This window comes from Butyrivibrio hungatei NK4A153, assembly GCF_000424465.1.
Lineage (GTDB): Bacteria > Bacillota > Clostridia > Lachnospirales > Lachnospiraceae > Butyrivibrio > Butyrivibrio hungatei_A.
The window spans coordinates 65,512-87,999 of sequence record NZ_KE384199.1; the positions used below are offsets into that span (position 1 = coordinate 65,512).

Below are 22,488 nucleotides of genomic sequence, written 5' to 3' on the forward strand. Positions count from 1 at the left end.
TGAGAGGTTGAGTAATACCTTTCAAATAAGAAAATAATTGTTCATTGTGGTAGTAAAGCTCTCCATGGTATAAAATATGCCATGGGGAGTTTTACTATTATGGAAAACTATTCGATAGAAATTTCAGTCCGCAGGCTTGTTGAGTTTGTACTGCGAAGCGGAAGCATAGACAACAGAATACATCAGGTTTCCGCCGACGCGATGCAGGAAGGCAGCAGAATACATCGCATGATACAAAAGAGCATGGGACCTGATTATCATGCCGAAGTGCCGCTCAAGTATACGTATAACACGGGCAGATACGACCTTGTTATAGAAGGCCGTGCCGACGGTATTTTGGATAAATTCTTTAATGAAACTTCATACGATGCTCAGGAATCTCTTTTTGAGGCCGGAAAAGAGCTCCCTCTCGTTGATGAGATTAAGGGAACGTACAGAGACCTTAATAAGATGAAAGAGCCGGTTGAAGTCCATCTTGCGCAGGCGAAGTGTTACGCCGCGATCTATTTGGGGCAAAAGAACTGTCCCGGAATCAAAGTCAGAATGAGTTATTGTAACATGGATACTGAAGAAATGAAGTATTTTGACTTCAAGTACTCATCTGAAGAAATAACAGCATGGTTTGAAAATCTTATAAAAAAATATTTGAAGTGGTCAGACTTTGAGTTTGAGTGGAACGAGATAAGAACAAAGTCTATAAAGGCTGTGCAGTTTCCTTTTTCGTACAGAGATGGTCAAAAAGAGCTTGCCGCCGGCGTTTACAGGACTATTGTCCATGGAAAAAAGCTTTTTCTTGAGGCACCTACGGGAACGGGCAAGACGATCACGACTGTTTTTCCCACTGTTAAGGCAATGGGAGAGGGGAAAACGTCCAAGATCTTCTATCTGACAGCCAAGACGATAACAAGGACCGTTGCGGAAGACGCTTACAATACACTGAGAGAGTCACAGAATCTTAAGTTTAAGACCGTGACTATAACGGCGAGAGATAAGATCTGCTTCTTGGAAGAAGATAAAAGAGAATGCAATCCCGAGGCCTGTCCGTATGCAAACGGCCATTATGACAGGATAAACGATGCGATATACGACCTTTTGACGAACGAGGACTCTTTTGACAGGGAAAAGATAGTAAAGTATGCGGAGAAACACAAAGTATGCCCGTTTGAGATGTCGCTGGACATGAGCCTTTGGGCTGATGGCGTTATCTGCGACTATAACTATGTTTTCGACCCTTTCGTGTATCTTCGCAGATTTTTTGCTGACGGAGTTAAATCTGATTACGTATTCTTGGTCGATGAGACGCACAATCTTCTGGACAGGGGAAGGGACATGTACAGTGCGGCTCTTCGCAAAGAGAGCTTCTTGGAATTAAAGAGCACGATAAAGGAGTTTCATCCCAGAATCGCGGGACATCTTGATAAGTGCAACAAGGAACTTTTGGAGCTAAAAAGAAATTGCGACGGTTGTACTGTTATAGACAGCATAGAAAAGTTTGTAAATGCCTTAAACCGCTTGTTGGGAATATTGTCGGAGTATCTTGAGGAACACACGACAGGCCCTTGCAGAGACGAGCTCTTGCTGTTTTATTTTGATATTTCAAGATTTCTTACAATATATGACAAGGTAGACGATCATTATGTGATTTACAGCGAATTTGCGGAGGACGGAAGCTTTATACTGAGGCTTTCATGTGTCGATCCTTCCTTGAACCTTGCTGAATGTATGGGGCGTGGACGTTCGTCGATTCTCTTTTCCGCGACACTTCTTCCCATACAGTATTACAAGAAGCTGCTCGGAGGAACGGACGAGGATTTCGAGATCTACGCAAAATCCGTATTTGATCCAAACAGACTTGGAGTTTTTGTGGGAAGGGATGTGACCAGCAGGTATTCAAAGCGAAGCAGCGAGCAGTACTACAATATCGCTTCATATATCCACAATATTGTTGATGCAAGGGGCGGGAATTACCTTATATTTTTCCCTTCACACAGTTTTTTGGATGAGGTTTACGACATTTATGAAAGAGAGTTCTGCAATAGCGAAGCAACTGAGCTTCTGGTTCAAAAAAGCTATATGACGGAGGAAGCCAGAGAGTCATTCCTTGACAGATTCTCAGAGGGAAACAATGTCGATCTTAATGAATACATACACATGGACATAGAGGTTGAGGAAGACAGGAATATTCTTGGATTTTGTGTTATGGGCGGAATATTCAGCGAAGGAATCGACCTTAAGAATGACAGCCTTATAGGAGTAATAGTTGTCGGAACGGGAATACCGCTTGTTTGCAATGAGCGCGAGATACTGCGTAATTACTTTGAGGAAAAGGGCGTTGACGGATTTGATTATGCCTACAGATATCCCGGAATGAACAAAGTTCTTCAGGCTGCCGGAAGAGTTATAAGAACGGAAGAAGACAAGGGAGTAGTGGCTCTTCTTGATGACAGATTCACGCAAGCCGGATACAGAGCGCTTTTCCCGAGAGAGTGGATAAAAATGAAGGCTGTTTTGACTACTACGGTCAAAGAGGCGATATCACAGTTTTGGAGCGGGTTTGATGATTAAAAAGAGCTGATATTGACGTTATATTGGTGGAAAATGAAGTAGTAGGTTTACATATAAATCAAAAATACAAATTTATGTAAACCTGACATTATACTGAATTGTTTCTATATACTACACAATTTGGTATAATGACCGAAAAATCATACAAAAGTCATATATGAATGACGTTAATGTCATGTGGATAACTTTGTGGAAATGGGGGATTACTCACAAACTGATATACGGGAAGCCCCGAAATAACAGGGGTTATGTGCTGTGGTAAAATTAAGCGGAATACAGTGCAAAAGTAATCTTATGACCGAGTAGGTCAAGCAATATATGTAAACCACATTTTTTACCTGTCACTTGTGTCAGGTGCGTTCATTCATCTTGCAAGACTGAAAAGTATGATATAAAATTAGAAATAATCAGAATAGCGTATTTTTGCTTTTTTTAAATGGGTTACAGGTACATGAATATTCAAAACTATGATAACGAAGTTCAAACTTTAAATCGTGAAGTGATGACTGCCAGAGCAAGTATGGCAGATAGTTATGTTGACGCAAGTGACAAACTCCTTCAAAAAGCCAAAGAGATCGATGATGTTAATCTTTTGGGATATTCCTATTATTATCTCGCTGATGCGTATTATCGCGTGAGCGCAGAGTATCTTAATTTTAATGCGAATCTTTTGAAGGCGATCGAGTATTTACAGATATGCGGAGATAAGGAGTATATCGTAAGATGCTACAATCTTCTTGGTATTGACGCCATTAACCACGGCAATATTGAGCTGGCGCTTGATTTCTTTATGACGGGAATAAGAGATTGCAGTGAACTTGAGAAGAGTTCTGCAGTCGGTTTTATTGAGTGTAATATTGGAGTAATTTATCAATCAATAGGCGAATATAAGACCGCGCTTTCTTACACTCAGTCCGGGTATAAACATGTCAGAAGAAATAAAGAAGACAGCTTGTATTATTTGAATATTCTTTTTTGCTATTGCTACGAAGCCGACGCTTATTTGGCCATGAATAAACCTGAATCTATTAAGAAGTGTTTGCTTGCCATAAACAGACTTGAATCTGATCCGAGAGTTCGAAGTGAGTATTTCCAGGACATTCTTGTTCAGGGTGTGAGAATGCGGGGGAATTATGCACTTGGAAATATGGAAGAATTTGAGAAATATTCAGATAATCTTTATAAGACGCTTTGTTCGGAAAGATTTTCCATTGATAATATTGATGATATTTATGCAGTGTGCCGCTTCTATATGAAGATAGGCCAGCTTGAAAAAGTTTCCGATATTGTGGATAACATCAAGGAATCGGTAGATGACATAAATATTGCATATCTGAAAAAGCAATACGCCAAGATCAAATGCGAATTGTATACTCAGATGAATAATGTAGAGAAGATGCATGAGGCACATGAAGAATTCTATATTCATTCAATGGCTCAGGAAAAAGAAGGTATCGTAAACTACAAGTTCTTTACCGAGATCAGGGCTAAGCTCAGTGAGATGGAGCGTGAGAATTTAGCTCTTATGAAAAAAGCTGAGACGGATTCGCTTACGGGACTCGGAAACAGATACGGTCTCAATGAATATGCGGATAAAGCTTTTGATGCGGCATATGCAAATCAGAAGTCTCTCGCTGTTGAGATTCTCGATGTTGATAATTTCAAACAGTACAATGATACTTTCGGACATCAGGCCGGAGATACCTGCCTTAAGACAATAGCAGAGATAATAACTGAAAAATGCAGCAGTAACGACAGGATACACGCATTTAGATACGGCGGAGATGAGTTCGTTATTGTTTATGAAGATATGACTGATGAAGAAGTTATGTGGTATGCTTCAAATATCAGAATGGGTATAAAAGAACATAATCTGGTGGCTCCTTCACATGAGTACGGTAAGCTGGTTACGATATCACAGGGAATATGCAACTCTATTCCCGTGTCAACAAACAAACTATGGGATTACATGTATGCCGCAGATAATGCTCTTTATGAGGTAAAAGAGCATAGGAAGGGCGAAATTGTTATGCTTCACAAGGCACTTATTTCTCAGGAATCGCTGGACGAAGCAAAATACAGTTGATTTTATCCTTATTGGGGAATAAGGGCGGGTTATGAGAAAAATCAAATGGACAATGCGTCGTGCAATTCTCAGCATGGTCATAGGATGCACACTTTTTGCAGTGATCGCGCAGACGGTCGCGTTTGAAGTGACATCCAGACAGCAGATCAGAAGAGAAAGTCTTTTGAATAACGATGAGACGCTTCAGCGTATTGAGAACGAGCTTAATTCGTATATTCACGGACTTATTGTAAAGATGCAGACCATCTATACGGAAACTGAACTAATTGCCGCTATGAGAAGGGACAGTTCGGCGCAGGGCGAGATATTGAATTATTATTGGAGCGCTTGGCGCCTTTCTGAAGCGCGCTTCGATTCTGCAGATCAGCTTTTTGCCATGTATATTTACAACAATGAGGATAAGCTGATCAGTTCATGGAGAAAACAGCCTATTGCGTATCCAAACGATCTTTACGCGGGCGAGCAATATGTCAATGAATCTCATCTAAAAAGATATCTTGAGTCGGATGATTATGCGGTCATGATCTCGGGATATCATAACGAAGTCGCAGATAGCGATATTTTGCGGTTTTGTCTTAAACTCCATACATATGATGATAAAAGAACTCAATACGGATATATAGTTTGTGATTTTAATGCACAGAATATATCTGACCTTATGAGCAAATATATTTCATCAAGAGATGTGTACGTGTGGCTCCAGCCAAGAGGAGATATTTCTATTGCTCAGGTTGGGAATATCACAAAGGAAGAGAGCAGGATCTTTTCCGATTTGACACAGACAATTGCAACCGCTTCAAATGAATTTCCGGAATTTGAAAATGAATATGGATCTTTTTATCTGAACAGCATCGCTTTGAGAAAGTATAACCTTCATATAGTTATGCTGACGCCGCAGTCACTGCTTCTTGAAACTCAGAGTGCGTTGGTTCGAACTCTTTTGGTTATAGCGGGAATAATCATTTTGCTGATGCTTTTTCTTGGAACGCTTATTTCGGGATTTATCTACAGACCCGTGGAAGCGCTCAGCAGTACGATGATAAGGATCAAGAACGGAGAAAAAGAGCTTAGAGTTAAGACGGACGGATGGAGCGATGAACTCAAGGTAATGGGGGAAGAGTTCAACGAAATGCTCGACAGGATTCAGAAGATGGTCGAGGAGGAATATGAGGCTAAAGTACTGATGGAACGAACGCAGTACAAAGTTCTGCAGGCGCAGATAAATCCTCACTTTCTCTATAATACGCTTGATACGATGAGCGGAATAGCCGCTTCGCAGGATTGTATGCTTGTGAGCGGTCTGTGTCAGTCTCTTTCAGCTATTTTCAGGTACAGTCTTGATATTTCCGACACTCAGGCGACATTGCAGCAGGAGATGGCGCATGTTCGAAATTATCTGTATGTTATGGATGTGCGTAACGGCAACTCCGTAAAATACACTTATCACATTGATACGGACACGCTTCAGCCTATAGTGGAAAATGCGCTTCAGCACGGGCTTCGTATGACAAGGAGAAAAGACAAAGAGCTTATAATCACGGCAAAGCACAATGACGGAAGATTGTTTGTTACAATAGAAGATAACGGCGCCGGAATGGACGCGGATGCGATGAATGAACAGCTTGAAAAGGCTGATATAGGGCGAATTGAGATGGGGCGCTCCATTGGTATTATGAATGTTAATGCCCGCATCAAAAATGTATATGGGAACAATTACGGTATTCACTACGAAAGTGATCAGAAAACGGGAACCAGGGCAATTATCATATTGCCGACGGTAAAGATGGTTACAGATATTGATTGACGTCGCAAGGAGACTGCGGCGCGGCAGATATATTGAGGAGGCAATTAGGGTGAAGGCAAAGTATAGGGTATTGGCGGCAGATGATGAACTTTGGAGCCGTGAAAATATAAGATGTATGTTACCGTGGGAGGACTATTCCATAGAATTCCTCGAGCCTGCATGTGATGGGGAAGAAGTGCTTGAGAGAATTCCGAAAGAGAAGCCGGATATTCTGATCACGGATATCAATATGCCGTTTTTGAGCGGCCTTGAGCTTCTTGACAGGGTAAAAGAGGAATATCCGGATATCATTACACTGGCTGTAAGCGGATATGATGATTTCCAGAAGGTAAAAGGCGTCTTTATGTCCGGAGGTATCGACTATCTTCTAAAACCTGTGAGCAGGGAACAGCTTGTTGATTCTCTCAGCAAAGCGCTCAAGACACTTGAGGAAAGAGAAGCGGAGAAAGCGGTAAAAGAGGACAGTCGCCTTAGGGAGACATATGTTTCATCATTTCTTGAGGATGATGAATTCTCATCTCTTTTAAACGGCAAACTATTCAGACCGGGAAAAGATTTCCATGTTCCGAGCACAAAGGTCTTTTCCGAAATGTCTACTATCCTTGTGAAGTTTCACGATGTTGAGATCTTGAAGCAGAGCTATGAAAAAGATGTGCTTCGCATGTCATACAGCCTGAAAGAAAAACTTCGCAAGATTGTCGGAAATGAAAGAACCATCGTTTTCAACTACACCGATAAGGTAAATGAGTTCGTGATAGAGCTCAATGCGACGCCGACGAGGCTACATTTTATCGCTGACCGCATTCTTGAGGCATTTCCTGTTGAAGAACAGGGACCTATTACCATAGTGCTACATGACAAGGCGACTTCGCTCGATGATATCGCCGCTGTTTACAGAGAGATGATCGCAAATCTTGTCACAAGGCCTTTTGGACGTGAGCATAGCACGGTAGTGTGCACGGGCAGCAGGAAAGCATCGGCTTTTAACGACAGATATACAAGCTGTATCGAATCGCTTCTTGTCGACAGTCTAGGAAAAGGAGATATCGGACGCGCAAAGACCGTTCTTATGGAAACGGCGGGGCTTGATAAGTGCGACGAACAGAAGTGGAGTCTTTTTGAAGTTACGCAGTTTACGACCGGAGCGCTCAATACAATAGCGGATTCTGACAAGAACAGCGATGAGCGGACCTATGAGGAAGTTCAGGATGCGATAAACTACGGACTTCGTTCACTTAATAAAGAGATAATAACTGACAATATGGAGCTTGCTCTTTCCATAGCGCAGGGAGAGTCTGCAAATGAGAATAACTCCATAAGCAGTCAGGTTGAGAATATCAGGGATTACATAGAGACACATTATATGGAACATCTGTCTCTGTCGGGGCTTGCGGAGCAGTTCTTTGTCGAGCCCAGCTATCTTTCACGTAAGTTCTCACAGAAATACAACGAGACAATCACGACCTATATCACAAGATGTCGTATGGACAGGGCAAAAAAGCTTATGGAAGATGAAAAGAACAAGCTTGAAGCGATCTCTTTCGAAGTCGGATATGATGACTATAACTACTTCAGCCGCGTGTTTAGAAGACTTGAGGGTATAAGTCCCAGCGAATACAGGAAGAAGAATATGCAATAGACGAAAAAAGCAGAGGTGGGAAAATGGGAAAAACAAAAGAAAGTAAGTTTGGAACGAGGCAGATTGCGACAACGGCGGTTCTTCTGGCAATCTGTATCGTAAGTCAGGTTTTTAAAAATCTTAGCATTTTTATTACAGGCCCGATCGTTAACACGTGTATAGTTCTTGCGGTGCTTATGGTCAACCTGCCTTGTGGGATTATTTTGAGCATCATCACTCCGATTACTGCGTATATGATCGCGATGAGTCCCGTTATGATGGCAGTTCCCGCAATAATCATTTTCATAATGCTGGGAAATATCGTGCTTGCCGTGGCGGTGGAATTTCTTTTCAAAAAGTCATTTATGGGTTCCGGAAACAATGTGTTTCGGATATCAAACATGGCAAGGGCAATCCTGTGTTCACTGGCAAAAGGCGTGTTTATGGGCGCCACGATCTCTATGTGGCTGCTTCCGGCATTTATTCCGGAGCAGAGCCCTTTGAGAAATAAATTGCCTGTGTTTCAGAAGACGTTTTCTGTGTTTCAATTTTTGACGGCTTGCATCGGATTTGTCTATGTATTTATTGTTTATACAGTGCTAAAACGCGCAGTGGAGCGGGATTTATCACTTTTTCAAAAAAGTGATAGTTAGATTTTCTAAATTGTGCTAATTAAAAAATAATTAAATTGATAGAATAGCTTTGTAAACAAGAAATATTATTTCATTTCTGTTTGCAAAGCTTTTCGTTTTTTACAGAGCGAAAAAAGAATAACTTCTTTCGGGAGGGGATAATCGGTGTTTAAATTTAGAAAAACTGTAGTACTTGCGACAGCAGGGATGAGCATACTTCTTGCACTTGCAGGTTGCGGTGCGGAGAAAAAAACACAGATAAATACAACCGACGGAATCACAAATATTCTTGATTATGTGACTGTTGACTTTAACGGCAAAAACGGTGAAGGCACCGCGTTTGTAAATGTCGACTACGACGGAATGGAAACAGAGATGGTCGGAGGAAAAGAGAAGATTGAGGAGCTCGATGAACTCGGAGATCTTACCGAACTCACAAAGTATATAAATGCTGTTTCATCCATTTCGGTAAGCATAGATAAGAATAAAGAACTCTCTAACGGAGATGAAGTGGTTGTTTCCGTTACATATGACGAAACGGCAGCTGATTCGGCGGGTGTTGTTTTCGGAGATGAGACCAGTAAAAGCTTTGAAGTAAAAGGTCTCAAAAAGTAAATAAGGTTCCAGGTCGGATTCGTTGAGACGAACCGATTATTATATTCATTTCATATTTTTAATTTTCAAAGGAGGTAAATCTATGAAAAAGAAAATTAAAAGATTAGGTGCAATGCTCCTTGCGGGAACTATGGCTGCATCTATGTTGGTTGGTTGTGGTTCGGCAGCCGGTGGCGCAGCACCTGCAGATAGTTCAGGGGGAACAGCAGACGGCGCAGCAGCACCCGCTGCAGCAGGCGACATCAAGATTGGTGTATCAATCTGGAGTTCAACTGACGTTCTCGGAAGCCAGTGTAAGAAGATCGTTGATAAGGCTGCAAAGGCAAACGGCGTTGAAGTTCAGTATGTTGATCAGGGACACGTTTCAGAGCAGGTTACAGCTTCTGTTGAGCAGCTTTGTGCAGCAGGATGTAAGGGAATCATTATTTGTAACTCAGCTGATTCAGAGATGACATCCGCAATCAATACATGTACAGAAAACGGCGTATATATCGCACAGTTCTTCCGTATCATTTCAGAGGAGAACAGCCCTGAAGTATACAAGACAGCTTGCAATTCTAAATATTATGTTGGTGCAGTTCATGAAGATGAGGTAACAAACGGATATACACTTGTTAATCTCCTTCTTGAAAAGGGCGACAGAATGATCGGTCTTGAGGCTTGGACAGTTGGTGATGCTACATTCCAGCTTAGATGGAAGGGATATCAGAAGGCTGTTGAAGAGTGGAATACAGCTCATCCCGATGATAAGGCTACACTTACTGAGCCCGTATATGCAAACACATCTTCAGAAGAAGGTGCTAAGGCAGCTATGTCACTTTACAATTCAAATCCCGGAATGGACGCTCTTATCGTAGCAGGTGGCGGCGGAGATCCTCTTGTAGGTTCTATCGGTGCATATGCTAACGAAGGTCTCACAGGTAAGATCGACGTTGTATCGACAGACTTCCTTGATGACCTTGCAGATCAGCTTAAGTCAGGCGGCATGTTTGCAGAGTCAGGCGGACACTTCTGCGATCCTCTGTTCGCATTCTTCCTTGTACTTAACGCAGTTAAGGGCAACTATGTAAAGGATGAAGGAACATTTGGTTATGAGATTCTCTTCCCTTACCTTTATGTATCATCACCCGATGATTATGCAAACTATGAGAAGTACTTTGTAAATGATGATCCTTACACAGATGAAGAGATGGTAGAGATGGCCGGATACAGCTTCGAAGATCTCAGCAAGGCTGCTTCAAATCTTTCAATCGACGATGTTATTTCTCGTCACAGCAACTAATTTAATAAACAACTAAACGCTTATAAAAGATATATATTTTTAAGGAAAAAACATGGATATGCCGTATTTTCCGCAACCGGAGAATACGGCATATATAAAAAACAGTTTCTGGACCAAAAACTCTTGCGGGAGGATTATATGAGTAAGTTTCAAAAATTTAAACAGAGCCAGGCATTCGGGCTTTTGCTTTTGATCTTTATCGCGTTTGTATTCTGGGCGTTCTTCAAGATGTTGGCACCTCAGACATTCGGCGATTTTAATAAATTACAAACCTATTTAAAAACAGCCCTTTATTATGCAGTTGGTGGTTGTGGACTTTATTTTATCTGCGTAATGGGACCTTTTGATATGAGTGTGGGCGCAAACATCGTACTTTCATCGGTGCTTGCGGTAAATATGAGTAAACAGTTCGGTTATGCAGGTCTTTTGATCGCACCTATAGTAAGCGGAGTTCTTGTAGGACTTCTCAACGGAATTGTATATATCAAACTTAGAATTTCATCTCTTATCGTAACTGCAGGATTATCTCTTGTTTATGAGGCTCTTTCCATCTATGCGACAAACGGAAAAGAAGCAATCCTTGCAACTGACTACAGAGCATTCGGAGATTATCCCTGGAACCTTGTTCTTGCACTTGCAGCGTTCTTCCTTTGTGGATTCATCCTTAAGTATACAAAGATAGGAACATACACCTATGCTATCGGTTCAAATGAAGTTGTTGCCAAGAACATGGGTGTTAACGTAGATAAATATAAGGTTGTGGCATTTACTCTTTGCGGTTTATTTGTTGGAATTGAATCAATCCTTACAATTTCATACGGAACATCAATGACAAGTGCTTCAAACCTTGCATCAATGAGCCGTAACTTCCCGCCTCTTATGGGAACGTTCTTCGGACTTGCATTCAAGAAATACGGACATCCGATAGTAGCTATCGTAATAGGAGAGTTCATCATTGAATTGTTGTTCGAGGGATTCGTTGCTCTCGGAGCTCCTACAACAGTACAGAATATCGTAACAGGTATCGTACTTCTTGCAATCGTAACTATGACCATTAAACCCGTTAAGGGTGCAGTTGTTAAATAAAGGGGGCAGACATGAGCGAAGTATTATTGCATGCCGAGAAAATCGACAAAAACTTTGGTGTCACACATGCCGTTGATCATGTCACTCTTGATTTCTTCAAGGGAGAAATCCATGCACTGATCGGCGAGAATGGTTCAGGCAAATCAACATTTACATCCTGTCTTACAGGAATTTACCATAAGGACAGCGGTACATTTACATTAAACGGAAAAGAAGTCAATGCCAAGAACCAGGTAGACGGAAACTATCAGGGAGTTGCGGTTATCGTACAGGAAATCGGAACATTGTCAGGTCTTTCCGTTGCTGAGAATATCTTTCTCGGAAAAGAAGACGAATTTACAAAATTTGGCGTAAAGAATACAAACGCCATGAATAAAAAAGCACAGGAACTTCTTGATTCCTATGGATTTAATTACATCAAGGCTACAGACCTCATAGATAATTACAATTTTGAGGACAGAAAGCTTATCGAGATCGTTAAGGCTACACACTTTAAGCCACAGATCCTTGTTGTCGATGAGACTACAACGGCTTTAGGTGAAAAAGGAAGAATCGAGCTTTTCAAGGTTATGAAGCAGACACGTGATGACGGAAGATGCGTTATCTTTATCTCACATGATCTTGATGAAGTAATAGAACAGTCAGATAACATCAGTGTTCTTAGAGACGGTGTGTTTATCGGAACGGTTAAGAGTTCGGAAGTTGATACGGACGATCTTAAGAAGCTCATGGTAGGACGTGAGATGAGTAATAACTACTATCGTACGGACTATAACGAGAGAGTTTCCGATGAGGTTGTATTAAAAGGGGAACACCTCACAGTACCCGGAGAGATCGATGACTTTAGTATCGAACTTCATAAGGGCGAGATTATCGGTATCGGTGGTCTTTCCGAATGTGGTATGCATGAAGTCGGAAAAGCTCTTTTTGGAGCATCTTATGACAGAGAAGGTAGTGTAACTCTTGCAGACGGAACTAAGATAAATGACATAAAGACCGCTATCGATCACAGTATCGCATATGCGTCGAAGGACAGAGATAACGAGTCTCTTGTAATAAATGACACTATTCAGGACAATATTTGTCTTCCTTCACTTGAAAATATCAAGAAGAATCACATTCTTCACGCAAAGGATGAGAAAGTATTTGCAGAGAAGTTTGCTAAACAGATGAGTACCAAGATGGAGGGCGTGCATCAGTTCATGTCAGCTCTTTCCGGCGGTAACAAACAGAAGGTTGTTTTGGCAAGATGGATTGGTAAAGATTCAGACATAATCATCCTTGATTCACCTACACGTGGTATCGACGTAAAGGTTAAGGCAGATATTTATCAGATGATGGATACAATGAGAAAAAATGGTAAGTCTATCATCATGATCTCTGAAGAAATCTCAGAGCTGCTTGGTATGGCAGACCGTATCATTATCATGAAAGACGGTCGTCAGAATGGTGAGTTTAAACGTTCAGAAGATCTGAAAGATACAGATCTTATTGCGAATATGGTATAAGGGAGGCCGATTATGGAAAACGAGAAAAAAATCAAAACACCTTTCATGGAGCGGCCAATCATAAGAAACATAATGCCTTTTGCCGGATTTATATTCATTGTGTTGCTGTTTGCTGTACTTACTAAAGGTCAGCTCTATTCAATGGGAAGTCTTAAGCTTCTTTTGTCACAGTCATATGTACTTCTTATTTCATGCGTTGGCGTGTTTATGGTTATGACAATGGGCGGACTTGATTTCTCACAGGGTTCTATGTTGGGAATCTGCTCGGTTGTTGTGTGCTACTTGTCAAATTACAATATAGTGCTTGCAATTTTGTGTGGTGTGCTTACAGGCGGAATCATTGGATTTATAAACGGATTCTTCAATGTAAAGCGTAAGATCACATCATTCATTGTTACTATCTGTAACATGTACCTTATAAGAGGTATCGTTGCTTATGCAACAACAAAGACTCCCGTATACGGAGCATCAAACATTACTTCTTATAACACACTTGCGGTAAATCTTACATTTACGATAGCAATCCTCCTTATTGCTTTTGCTGTATTCCAGTACACAGGACTTGGAAACAGACTTAAAGCTATCGGTGCAGGTGAGACTGCAGCAAGATTTGCAGGTGTAAGAGTTGAAAAGACCAAGATGCTCGTATACGCGGCAGCAGGTATGATCACAGGACTTGCAGCATTCATCAACAGTATCAAGGTTGGATCTGTTACTTCAACAGCAGGTAATCAGCTCGAGACACAGATCATGATCGCACTTGTTCTTGGTGGAATGCCCGTTAACGGCGGTGCTAAGGTTAAGTTCTACAACATCATCCTTGGCGCAATGACCTACAAGATCCTTATCGCAGGACTTGTAATGCTCGGTATCGAGCCCAAGACACAGCAGCTCATCATGGGAATTGTCTTCCTCGTAATGGTAGCAGTATTTGCCGACAGAGAGACAGGTATGATCGTTAAGTAAATTAGTTAAATAACCTTATTTGGAATACTTTATATTCCAAATAGAATTTAATATAACAGCCGGGGCCCGCGGGGGGCCTCGGTTGTTTTTTGTGTGAATGTGAGGGGGCTATTGCCTCCCAATACGTTCCGCAAGGATGTAGCTCTTTGTTCCGTAAATATGAGGGGGCTATTTGTCTCCCAATACGCTCCACAAGGATGTGCAGATGAAAAGCGCAGGACGGCCTATACGTACCGGTTGAGGCAGAATATAGGAAATTAATAAGGGATACATTTCCTACAAGAGGGGCGTTCAGAGGAGAAAAATTGGGGAGCACCGTACAGGAAAGATACGAGCAAACGGTACGGTGTGAGGTTTGCTATTTGCATCGCATATGGATAGTAGAATGAAGACGTACGGTGCGAGAGTTGTCTTTTGTACCGCACAGGAGGAGTAGAATGAAGGTGTACGGTGCAAGATCTGTCTTTTGCACCGCACATGGAGGGTGGAATGAAGACGTACGGTGTGAGGTTTGCTATTTGCACCGCATATGGATAGTAGAATGAAGACGTACGGTGCGAGATTTGTCTTTTGCACCGCACAGGGATAGTAGAATGGAGACGTACGGTGCGAGATTTGTCTTTTGTACCGCACATGGAGAGTGGAATGAAGATGTACGGTGCAAGGACTGGTTAAAAGAATTATGATATTATGTGGATATGAGTAAAAAACGGAAAGGAAGAGACAACATGGAATTGTTTAGCGGAAGACCTGAAAATACAGAAGGAAGACTTCAGAGAGAAGTTCGTACATATGACTTCTTGGATGAGCTCGGAATAGAGTATAAGAGGACAGATCATGAGCCTGCAAATACGATGGAAGCGTGCAATGAGATTGATAAAGTGCTTGAAGTTCTGATATGCAAAAATCTCTTTCTTTGCAATAGGCAGAAGACTCAGTATTATCTGCTCATGATGCCGGGAGATAAGAAGTTTAAGACAAAAGAACTCTCATCGCAGATCAACTCTGCAAGACTCTCTTTTGCAGACGCGGATGATATGCTTAAATTCCTTGATATAGAGCCGGGTGCAGTAAGCATAATGGGGCTTATGAATGATAAAGAACATGCCGTGCAGCTGCTAGTCGACGAAGATGTAAAGAAGGGCGAGTATATCGGATGTCATCCCTGTGTTTGCACATCGAGCTTGAAGATAAAGACGGATGATATATTCAATAAGTTCCTTCCCAAAGTCGGACATGAACCCGTGGTAGTGCATCTTGTCGGGGAAGACTGAGGTAAGGCTATACTGAGATTAGACATAGCATGAGAAATAGATTTTTAGAAAGCGATTGGACTAACTATGTGGACTATAAAACAGATATTTGACGGTGACTACGGTTGCGAGGAACTTCAGCCGGGACAGAAGCCTAAGGTCTCAGTAACGCTTGAGAACGAAGCGGGAGAAGTGAGATATCTCACGGTTGAAGATGAGTGGCTAACAGAAAATAATCTTAATGTCGGATCAAAATGGGACAAAGAGTAAGTGTTCTTTGTCTCGTTTTGGTCATAGTAAGGTTCTGATTGTTATTCTGACATGAAGTCATCTGAGAACATGTCTATCGCTTGTATAAAAGAGTCCCACTTATCATTTGGTGGAATGAGTAAAACTGTATCGCCTATTTTATTAACTATTACCTTATCAGAAGAAAAACGGCAATTTTCAGGCAATATTACAGTCTGGTTTTCTCCGGTTTTATGAACTTTTGCAGTTATCATGTGAATTACCTCCTTCTGCCAATAATACCAAAATATATATTACGTTAATGAAAGTGTATTGCCATTATTATTTTACTACGGCTTTTTCTATTTCATATCGATTGTTTAAGTGACAAATAGTTAAAAAAATATTGACTTTCATTAATGAAGCGTCAATATATCACTGATGCTATTCAGTATTATAACTTGTGTTTCCCATAACAATCGAGTTAAATATCGCTATTGAAATAAACCTGCTAGCGCCCTGACCCAAAATGCTAGTGGGGGTGTTTTTTATGTTGTTGCATTTAAGTTCTAATAATCGTATAATTTTTGTGTTAAGTATTACTTTGTGATATTTAACATAAGAGGGGTATTACAGAAAAATGGGTTAGTTTTGAATTTTGATAATAACGTATTGGAGGTTATAGTGAGTAGAATCGGGGATTGCAGAAGAAAGATTGCAGAAATCAGAGAAGACATCAGAGCAATGAGGGAGAAACAGACAGTTATCGACGGCTATATCAGACAGATTGAGACCCAGAAAGATACACTTGATGAAATAGATCTAAGCAGAGCAGGCGAGTGGATTGGCGTTAACGAGCAGAATGCAGTTAAGGCTAAGAACGTCTGCGTTTTTAGAATGGACGGAGCAAAGGGCGAGTGTACGCGGCTTAGAAGTGCCATAGATAAGATGATAAGAGAAGCCGAGTCTCAGATTTCAGAGCTTGAAGCTGAGATAGAAAGAATTGAAGAAGAGGAAAGACGTGCACGTGAGCGTGAGCGAGAGCGTGAACAGTCTCAAAATTAAGGATAACGGGGATGGTAGACAATGAGTGGTAAAGACGAAAAGATACAGTTGGGGAAAAAGGCGGTAGATGCGCTTATTTCAGAGATTAAGAATTCTGCAAACGTTCTTGAGATTAAAGATTCTGCATTGGCAAAAGCCGGACTTATCGGCGAAGATGCCTCACTCCACATGATCAAATATATAGCTGAAAGGCAGAAAGATCTGACGGCAACATATAAGGATGTTGTAAGTATCGATACTGCAACACTTTTAGATAAAAGTACCGGCAAGATAGTTGAAACAGATATTGATATTGCCGCAAAAATAGATAGGGAAGAGGGTTAATACTTATGGAAAATAAATGGATAAACATGGCAGAATTCAATGCTTACATAAGTGACCTTTTTTCTGCTATTGATGAATATGAAGAAAAAGCTGCAGCGCATAAGAGAGCACAGGACAGCTTTACAGGTGAAGCAAACTGGGAAGGAAAGAGTGCTGATAAGGCAAAACTCCTTGTAGGAACAGTAGAGCAGGCAAAGCTTGATGAAATACTAAGGATTGAAAGAGACTTCAGAGCTATTCTTACGGATTATGTAAATGGCTTTAAAGCTGCGGTTGATGAAGCCGATGATGCCAAGATAAGCACGATCGTTCTGGAAGGACTTAACATAGAACTTCACGGCTGTGCTTCTACTTATAAAACATGGGCAACCGCCATGGAGAATTTAAAGGACAATATTCACAGCAGGTTTGGAAGTAAGTACGGAAACTGTGATGAATATGACTTCTTTATGGCATCAAATGCTTACGGTAATCTTTGTGGAAACGCATCAAAAGACGGAATGATCCTTGACCTTATTAACAGGTTCACCAACTTCGATAATCAGCAGTCTGCAAAGATTTCAGCGATTAGTTTTCCTTATAGAATAGGTAAATTAAAACAGGAGATCGAAGAGCTTAGAAGTTGCAAGGGGCAACTTGTAAATGGTGACGGCAACATTGAGATGGGCGTTATCGAAAGGCTTGGTGATTTCCTTGAGGACAGCGTAAACAGGGCGCAGGGTTCAGGAAGTTTTGTAGATAAACTCGGTAAGAACGTGCTCAGCACAATTCTTAAGTATGACCCTGTAAATATGTGTAGCGGAAACTATATAAATGAACACGTTGATATTGAACTTGGAGGAAAATATCCTCTTTCGTTTGGAAGATTCTATAATGCAATGGACAAAAAGGGCGGACGCCTCGGAAAAGGCTGGAAGCATACCTTTGAAAAGCGCATTGTGGAAGATGACGGAATAATAAAGATAGAAAAGTCTGACGGAAGTAAAGTCGAGTATAAAAAGATTGACGATGTATATGACAAAGACCTTTACTTCGAAACGCAGGGCGAACAAGGACTCCTTGAAAAACTCACAGGCGGCTATGTTATCACTCAGGATGACGGCAGATATGAGAGATTTGATGACAGGGGATATCTTGTAGCGCTTGGAGATGTTGACGGAGACAATGTATCTTTTACATACGATGTCTTTGGCGGCAAATATTGCGTTACAAATATAAGTACCAAGAACGGAAACACTCTTACATTTGAGTATCTTGTAAAGAGTATTTTAAATGAACTTGGGAAAACAAGAGTTACCCTTATGACATCTGTTACCGATCAGGCTGGCAGGTGTGTTTCTTATGCTTATGACGATGACAGGCTTACAGAGATAAAAGAAGCTGACGGAGCAGTAAGGAAGTTTACATACACGGAAGATGGAAGAATCAAGGATGTAATCAATCCAAAAGGAATTACATCTATCACAAATGAGTATGATGAGCAGGGAAGAACAGTAAAGCAGAGTTTCCCTGACAATACCGTGATGACTTATGAGTATGACGACGAGAAGAATACAACGGTTGCCATAGAGCAGAACGGCAATAAGGTTACTTATACGCATGATGACTTCGGAAGGCATATCGAGACAGCCTACTATGACGGTAAGGAGAGTTTTACATATAACGGTAGAAACCAGAAAACAAGCTATACTGACAAGAACGGTAATACGACTAAGGTAGCTTACGATAACAGAGGGCATGTAACGCAGGTTATTGATGCGCTTGGAAATAAGACGAACTATACCTACAATGCAGACGGAAAGCTTCATACCGTAAAAGGACCAAGAGACGACACATACAAATATTTTTATAACAAGAACGGCACAATAAAAGAGATTGCAGCTCCCGGAGGAAATGCCCGTATATTTGCATACAGTGAAGGGAATATAAAAGCAATCTTTGACGATAGAGGAATAGGGCCAAGTTTTACTTACGATGATAGAGGAAATGTTGCTACAGTAACAGATCCTGACGGAGTAAAGACGAGCTATAAGTATGACGAGCTTAACAGAGTTATTTCTTCCACGACAGCAGACGGAGCCACAACATCATACGAGTATGACAACGCCGATAGGATCGTAAAGGTGGCAGATGCCCTCGGAAATACAAGGGAATACAGATATGATAAGTTGGGAAAAGTGACTTCTGTTAAGGAAGTTGACGGAACACTAAAAAACTTTGATATGAACATCATGGGAAGGGTTTCAAAGGTAACCGACGAAGAGGGAAGAAGTACCGAAATAACCTATAATGAAATGGGAAAACAGGAACTTGTAACACTTCCAAACGGTGGTCGGATAAAGTATGAGTATGACCCTCTTATGAGGCTTATTAAAGTCACAGATCCCGAGGGAAGAACAACAGGCTATGATTATGATAAGAATGGAAATGTAACGGCTGAGTATCTTGGAGATGTCAGGGTAAAGAGCTATGTTTATGATGCCCTTAACAGAGTGACGGAAGAGACAGATGCTCTCGGCCATAAGACAGGCTATACATATGACGAAGCTGGAAATGTTACGGAAGTTACAGATACTCTCGGAAATGTTTCAAAGCGTGAGTATGACCTTTTAAACAGAGTGACAAAGGAAACGGACGTACTTGGAAATGAAGTATCTTACAAATACACCAAAATGGATCTTATAGATTCGATCACTGATGCAGCTGGAAGGGTGCGCAAATTTACTTATACAGACGGGAAAAGACTTACATCAGTAAGCTTCTGCGGTGTGACAGAGCAGGAACTTACATATGATGAAGCAGGAAGAGTAAAGACAAGAAAATTTGCTGACGGTTATGAGATCAACTATGGTTACGATGCTTTAAGCAGAGTAAATAAAGTAACAGGCTCAGACGGAAGATGTGTTGAATATGAGTATGATGCACTTGGAAGAGCTACAAAGGTAATTGACGGATGTAATACAACTCTTTATACATACACAGCTACAGGCCGTCTTAAGAGCGTTGTAGATGCTCTAGGAAATGAGACAGCCTATACTTATGATGCTCTTGATAACTTAAAGAGCGTGCACAGGGCAGAAGGTCTTGTAAGCAATGAAGAGAAATCAGGAGACGTATTCCCTACAGTTGGTAAAGACGGACGTGTAACGATCTATTCTTATAATCTTTCGGGTCAGCTTACGGAAGTAACGGATGCTCTTGGTCAGAAGGAAACTTATGAGTACGATCAGTACGGCCGTCTTAAGACAAAGACTGACAGGGATAACTATGCAACAACATATGAGTATAACAATGCAGGCGGAGTAACAAAGGTAGGATATGCTGACGGAAGAAGTGTTGCATTCTCTTATAATGAACTTAATCAGTTGAGTCAGATAAATGACTGGTATGGAAAGACAATCCTTGAAAATGATATCCTTGGCAGACTTACAAAGGTTACAGACTTTAAGAATAGGACGGTAGCTTATGAGTATGGGGCTACAGGTGAGAGAACAAAGCTCACATATCCTGACGGGAAAGTAGTTTCTTATAATTACGACGATAAGCTTCAGCTTAGCAGCGTAATCGGAAACGGAGAAGAGACAACATATGCTTATGATGAGATTGGCAGACTTGTAAACAAGAACTTTGCTAACGGTGTAAGCCAGGCTTATACATATATGCCGGGTGGAAACCTTGAGAGTATGACAAGTACCGATAAGCAGGGCGTACTTGATAAATACTTCTATTCATACAATAATGCCGGACTTATCAGTGGTATCGATAGAAACAGACGCGGCCTTGATAAGGTATCCGGAAGATATGAATACAGCTATGATGCTATCGGACGTCTTACAAAGACAACACACGATGGAATAACAAAAGCTGCTTACGAATATGACGCATTCGGTAACAGAACAAGCATGTCTGAAACTGATACAAAGACATCTTACACATACGATGTCCTTGATAGACTTGTAGAAGCTAAGGAACTTAATAACTCTCAGGCAATCCTCAAGACCTACGATTACGATAAGCGTGGCAACCAGACAAAAGAGTTCATAGACGGTCTCTTACAGAAGACCTTTACTTTTGATGCTACGAATATGCTCTCAAAGGTAGTTGATAAGGACAAGGGAGAACTTGAAAACCATTATAACGGACTTGGATTCAGGGTGGCATCTGTAAGACCTGAAGAAAAGATAGAGTATTTGTGCGATCTTTCAAAGGATTACTATAACCTTCTTGAAAGAACAGTAAATGGAGAGACAGAGAGTTTTGTTTACGATAATAACGTAATCTCAATGTCAAAGAGCGGAAACAACTACTATTACCTTCAGGATGAACTGGGCTCGCCTATGTACATGACAGGTACAGACGGGGTGGCTGTAAGTTCATATGCCTTTGATGATTTTGGAAGAAACATAGATCCGTTTACAGGAAAACAGAAGAAACACGGATACACTAAGCAGGGCAACATAATCCAGCCATTCGCATTCACCGGCTATCAGGAAGATGAAGTATCAGGACTTAAGTTTGCGCAGGCAAGATACTATAGTGCTGATAATGGAAGATTTCAGTCTGAAGATAAAGTAAAGGGATTCAAGGATAGTCCGTTTACAATCAATCATTATGGCTATTGCTGGGGCAATCCGGTTGGTGTAGTTGATAGCAATGGTAATTTGCCTAATTGGGCGGCAAAAACTACGCAGAAGTTTAATAATTGGGTAGATGATAAGAAAAAGAATTATAATAGATGGGAGGAGATTGGATTTAATTCTTATGCTAGTAACAATACCAATATTTCATCGGGATGTTTGGCGGGAACTACAAATATGGCAGGAACTCCAAAAGCTGAATCTGATTATGTTGGGGCGGTATATTTGTTAAGCGGCGATGGAGCAGTTTGGCAGGGACATGCTGCGATTGCTTTAGTAAAAGAAGATGGACAATGTGATGTGTTTTCTATAGGAGGTGGAGTTGATCCGACTCCTAACGGATTGATTAGTGGATGGTTAGGAACTACAATAGATGACAATGGCAACCAAAAGTCGATGTCATATGAGACTCTTGTAAATGATAATTATATAATTCACGATACATATAATAACCGAAGCGGAAATGTAAACGATCCATATACTAATTTTGTATATATTCCAATAAATAATGAGCAAGGAGAACTAATGTATGCAGAAGCAATGAAGCAAAGAGCAAAATATCAGAATGATAAGGTTGCGTATCATGTTTTGACCAATAATTGTAATCAATGTGTCCAAACAATATTGGCGGCTGCAAATTTAGATTTTGCACCAAATAAATTTGATTGGTTTGGAACAGCGCCAAATGTAACTTATAACAGGATAGTTGATTCGATAAAAAGAGGCGAACACCCAGGATGGTACTATGGCTTTATGACGGATTTAGAAGATGCGTACGCGAACGAATGTGGATAATTCTTTTACTATGTTATTGCATTT

The 22,488-nt window shown here is 41.0% G+C and carries 16 protein-coding genes; 15 read left to right on the forward strand and 1 reads right to left on the reverse strand.

Going from position 1 to position 22,488, the window contains the following annotated elements; translation table 11 throughout:
- The first annotated feature begins 99 nt into the window (after positions 1 to 99).
- The 12 genes from G628_RS0115655 (at position 100) to G628_RS0115710 (ending at position 15,685) form a co-directional block, all read left to right on the forward strand.
- Complete coding sequence (locus G628_RS0115655) at positions 100 to 2,565, forward strand: ATP-dependent DNA helicase (RefSeq protein ID WP_027209539.1); 2,466 nt, start codon at positions 100 to 102, stop codon at positions 2,563 to 2,565.
- Positions 2,566 to 3,085: 520 nt separating this feature from the next.
- The gene (locus G628_RS0115660) at positions 3,086 to 4,651 is read left to right on the forward strand and encodes a GGDEF domain-containing protein (RefSeq protein WP_026654085.1); all 1,566 of its coding nucleotides are present in this window, start codon (positions 3,086 to 3,088) and stop codon (positions 4,649 to 4,651) included.
- Between the two features lie 31 nt (positions 4,652 to 4,682).
- Positions 4,683 to 6,455, forward strand: a complete 1,773-nt coding sequence (locus G628_RS0115665; protein ID WP_027209540.1) for a cache domain-containing sensor histidine kinase — start codon at positions 4,683 to 4,685, stop codon at positions 6,453 to 6,455.
- Positions 6,456 to 6,504: 49 nt separating this feature from the next.
- Entirely contained in the window at positions 6,505 to 8,094 is a 1,590-nt protein-coding gene (locus G628_RS0115670) for a response regulator transcription factor (RefSeq protein ID WP_034501094.1), read from the forward strand.
- A gap of 23 nt (positions 8,095 to 8,117) precedes the next feature.
- Complete coding sequence (locus G628_RS17750; protein WP_034469703.1) at positions 8,118 to 8,726, forward strand: hypothetical protein; 609 nt, start codon at positions 8,118 to 8,120, stop codon at positions 8,724 to 8,726.
- Positions 8,727 to 8,870: 144 nt separating this feature from the next.
- The gene (locus G628_RS0115680; protein ID WP_026654090.1) at positions 8,871 to 9,320 is read left to right on the forward strand and encodes a hypothetical protein; all 450 of its coding nucleotides are present in this window, start codon (positions 8,871 to 8,873) and stop codon (positions 9,318 to 9,320) included.
- Between the two features lie 82 nt (positions 9,321 to 9,402).
- Complete coding sequence (locus tag G628_RS0115685) at positions 9,403 to 10,602, forward strand: sugar ABC transporter substrate-binding protein (RefSeq protein ID WP_026654091.1); 1,200 nt, start codon at positions 9,403 to 9,405, stop codon at positions 10,600 to 10,602.
- A 138-nt stretch (positions 10,603 to 10,740) separates the two neighbouring features.
- Positions 10,741 to 11,688, forward strand: a complete 948-nt coding sequence (locus tag G628_RS0115690) for an ABC transporter permease (RefSeq protein ID WP_026654092.1) — start codon at positions 10,741 to 10,743, stop codon at positions 11,686 to 11,688.
- A gap of 11 nt (positions 11,689 to 11,699) precedes the next feature.
- A complete protein-coding gene (locus G628_RS0115695) occupies positions 11,700 to 13,196 on the forward strand; it encodes a sugar ABC transporter ATP-binding protein (protein WP_027209542.1) in 1,497 nt (498 codons plus the stop codon).
- 12 nt (positions 13,197 to 13,208) lie between these two features.
- The gene (locus G628_RS0115700; RefSeq protein ID WP_026668451.1) at positions 13,209 to 14,162 is read left to right on the forward strand and encodes an ABC transporter permease; all 954 of its coding nucleotides are present in this window, start codon (positions 13,209 to 13,211) and stop codon (positions 14,160 to 14,162) included.
- 728 nt (positions 14,163 to 14,890) lie between these two features.
- Positions 14,891 to 15,436, forward strand: a complete 546-nt coding sequence (locus G628_RS0115705) for a prolyl-tRNA synthetase associated domain-containing protein (protein ID WP_026654094.1) — start codon at positions 14,891 to 14,893, stop codon at positions 15,434 to 15,436.
- A 66-nt stretch (positions 15,437 to 15,502) separates the two neighbouring features.
- The gene (locus tag G628_RS0115710; protein WP_026654096.1) at positions 15,503 to 15,685 is read left to right on the forward strand and encodes a hypothetical protein; all 183 of its coding nucleotides are present in this window, start codon (positions 15,503 to 15,505) and stop codon (positions 15,683 to 15,685) included.
- 41 nt (positions 15,686 to 15,726) lie between these two features.
- On the opposite strand, the gene G628_RS0115715 is transcribed toward G628_RS0115710, so the two are convergent.
- Complete coding sequence (locus G628_RS0115715) at positions 15,727 to 15,918, reverse strand: antitoxin (RefSeq protein WP_026654097.1); 192 nt, start codon at positions 15,916 to 15,918, stop codon at positions 15,727 to 15,729.
- A 409-nt stretch (positions 15,919 to 16,327) separates the two neighbouring features.
- Between G628_RS0115715 and G628_RS0115720 the strand changes: the two genes are divergently transcribed.
- The 3 genes from G628_RS0115720 to G628_RS0115730 are packed head-to-tail and all read left to right on the forward strand — an operon-like array spanning position 16,328 to position 22,464.
- Positions 16,328 to 16,708 carry a DUF5082 domain-containing protein gene (locus G628_RS0115720; protein WP_027209543.1) on the forward strand — a complete coding sequence of 127 codons (381 nt, stop codon included), beginning with the start codon at positions 16,328 to 16,330 and terminating at the stop codon, positions 16,706 to 16,708.
- 21 nt (positions 16,709 to 16,729) lie between these two features.
- The gene (locus tag G628_RS0115725) at positions 16,730 to 17,032 is read left to right on the forward strand and encodes a hypothetical protein (protein WP_027209544.1); all 303 of its coding nucleotides are present in this window, start codon (positions 16,730 to 16,732) and stop codon (positions 17,030 to 17,032) included.
- A 5-nt stretch (positions 17,033 to 17,037) separates the two neighbouring features.
- Positions 17,038 to 22,464: a DUF6531 domain-containing protein gene (locus tag G628_RS0115730; protein ID WP_027209545.1), complete on the forward strand. Its 5,427-nt coding sequence runs from the start codon at positions 17,038 to 17,040 to the stop codon at positions 22,462 to 22,464.
- The last annotated feature ends 24 nt before the right edge of the window (positions 22,465 to 22,488 follow it).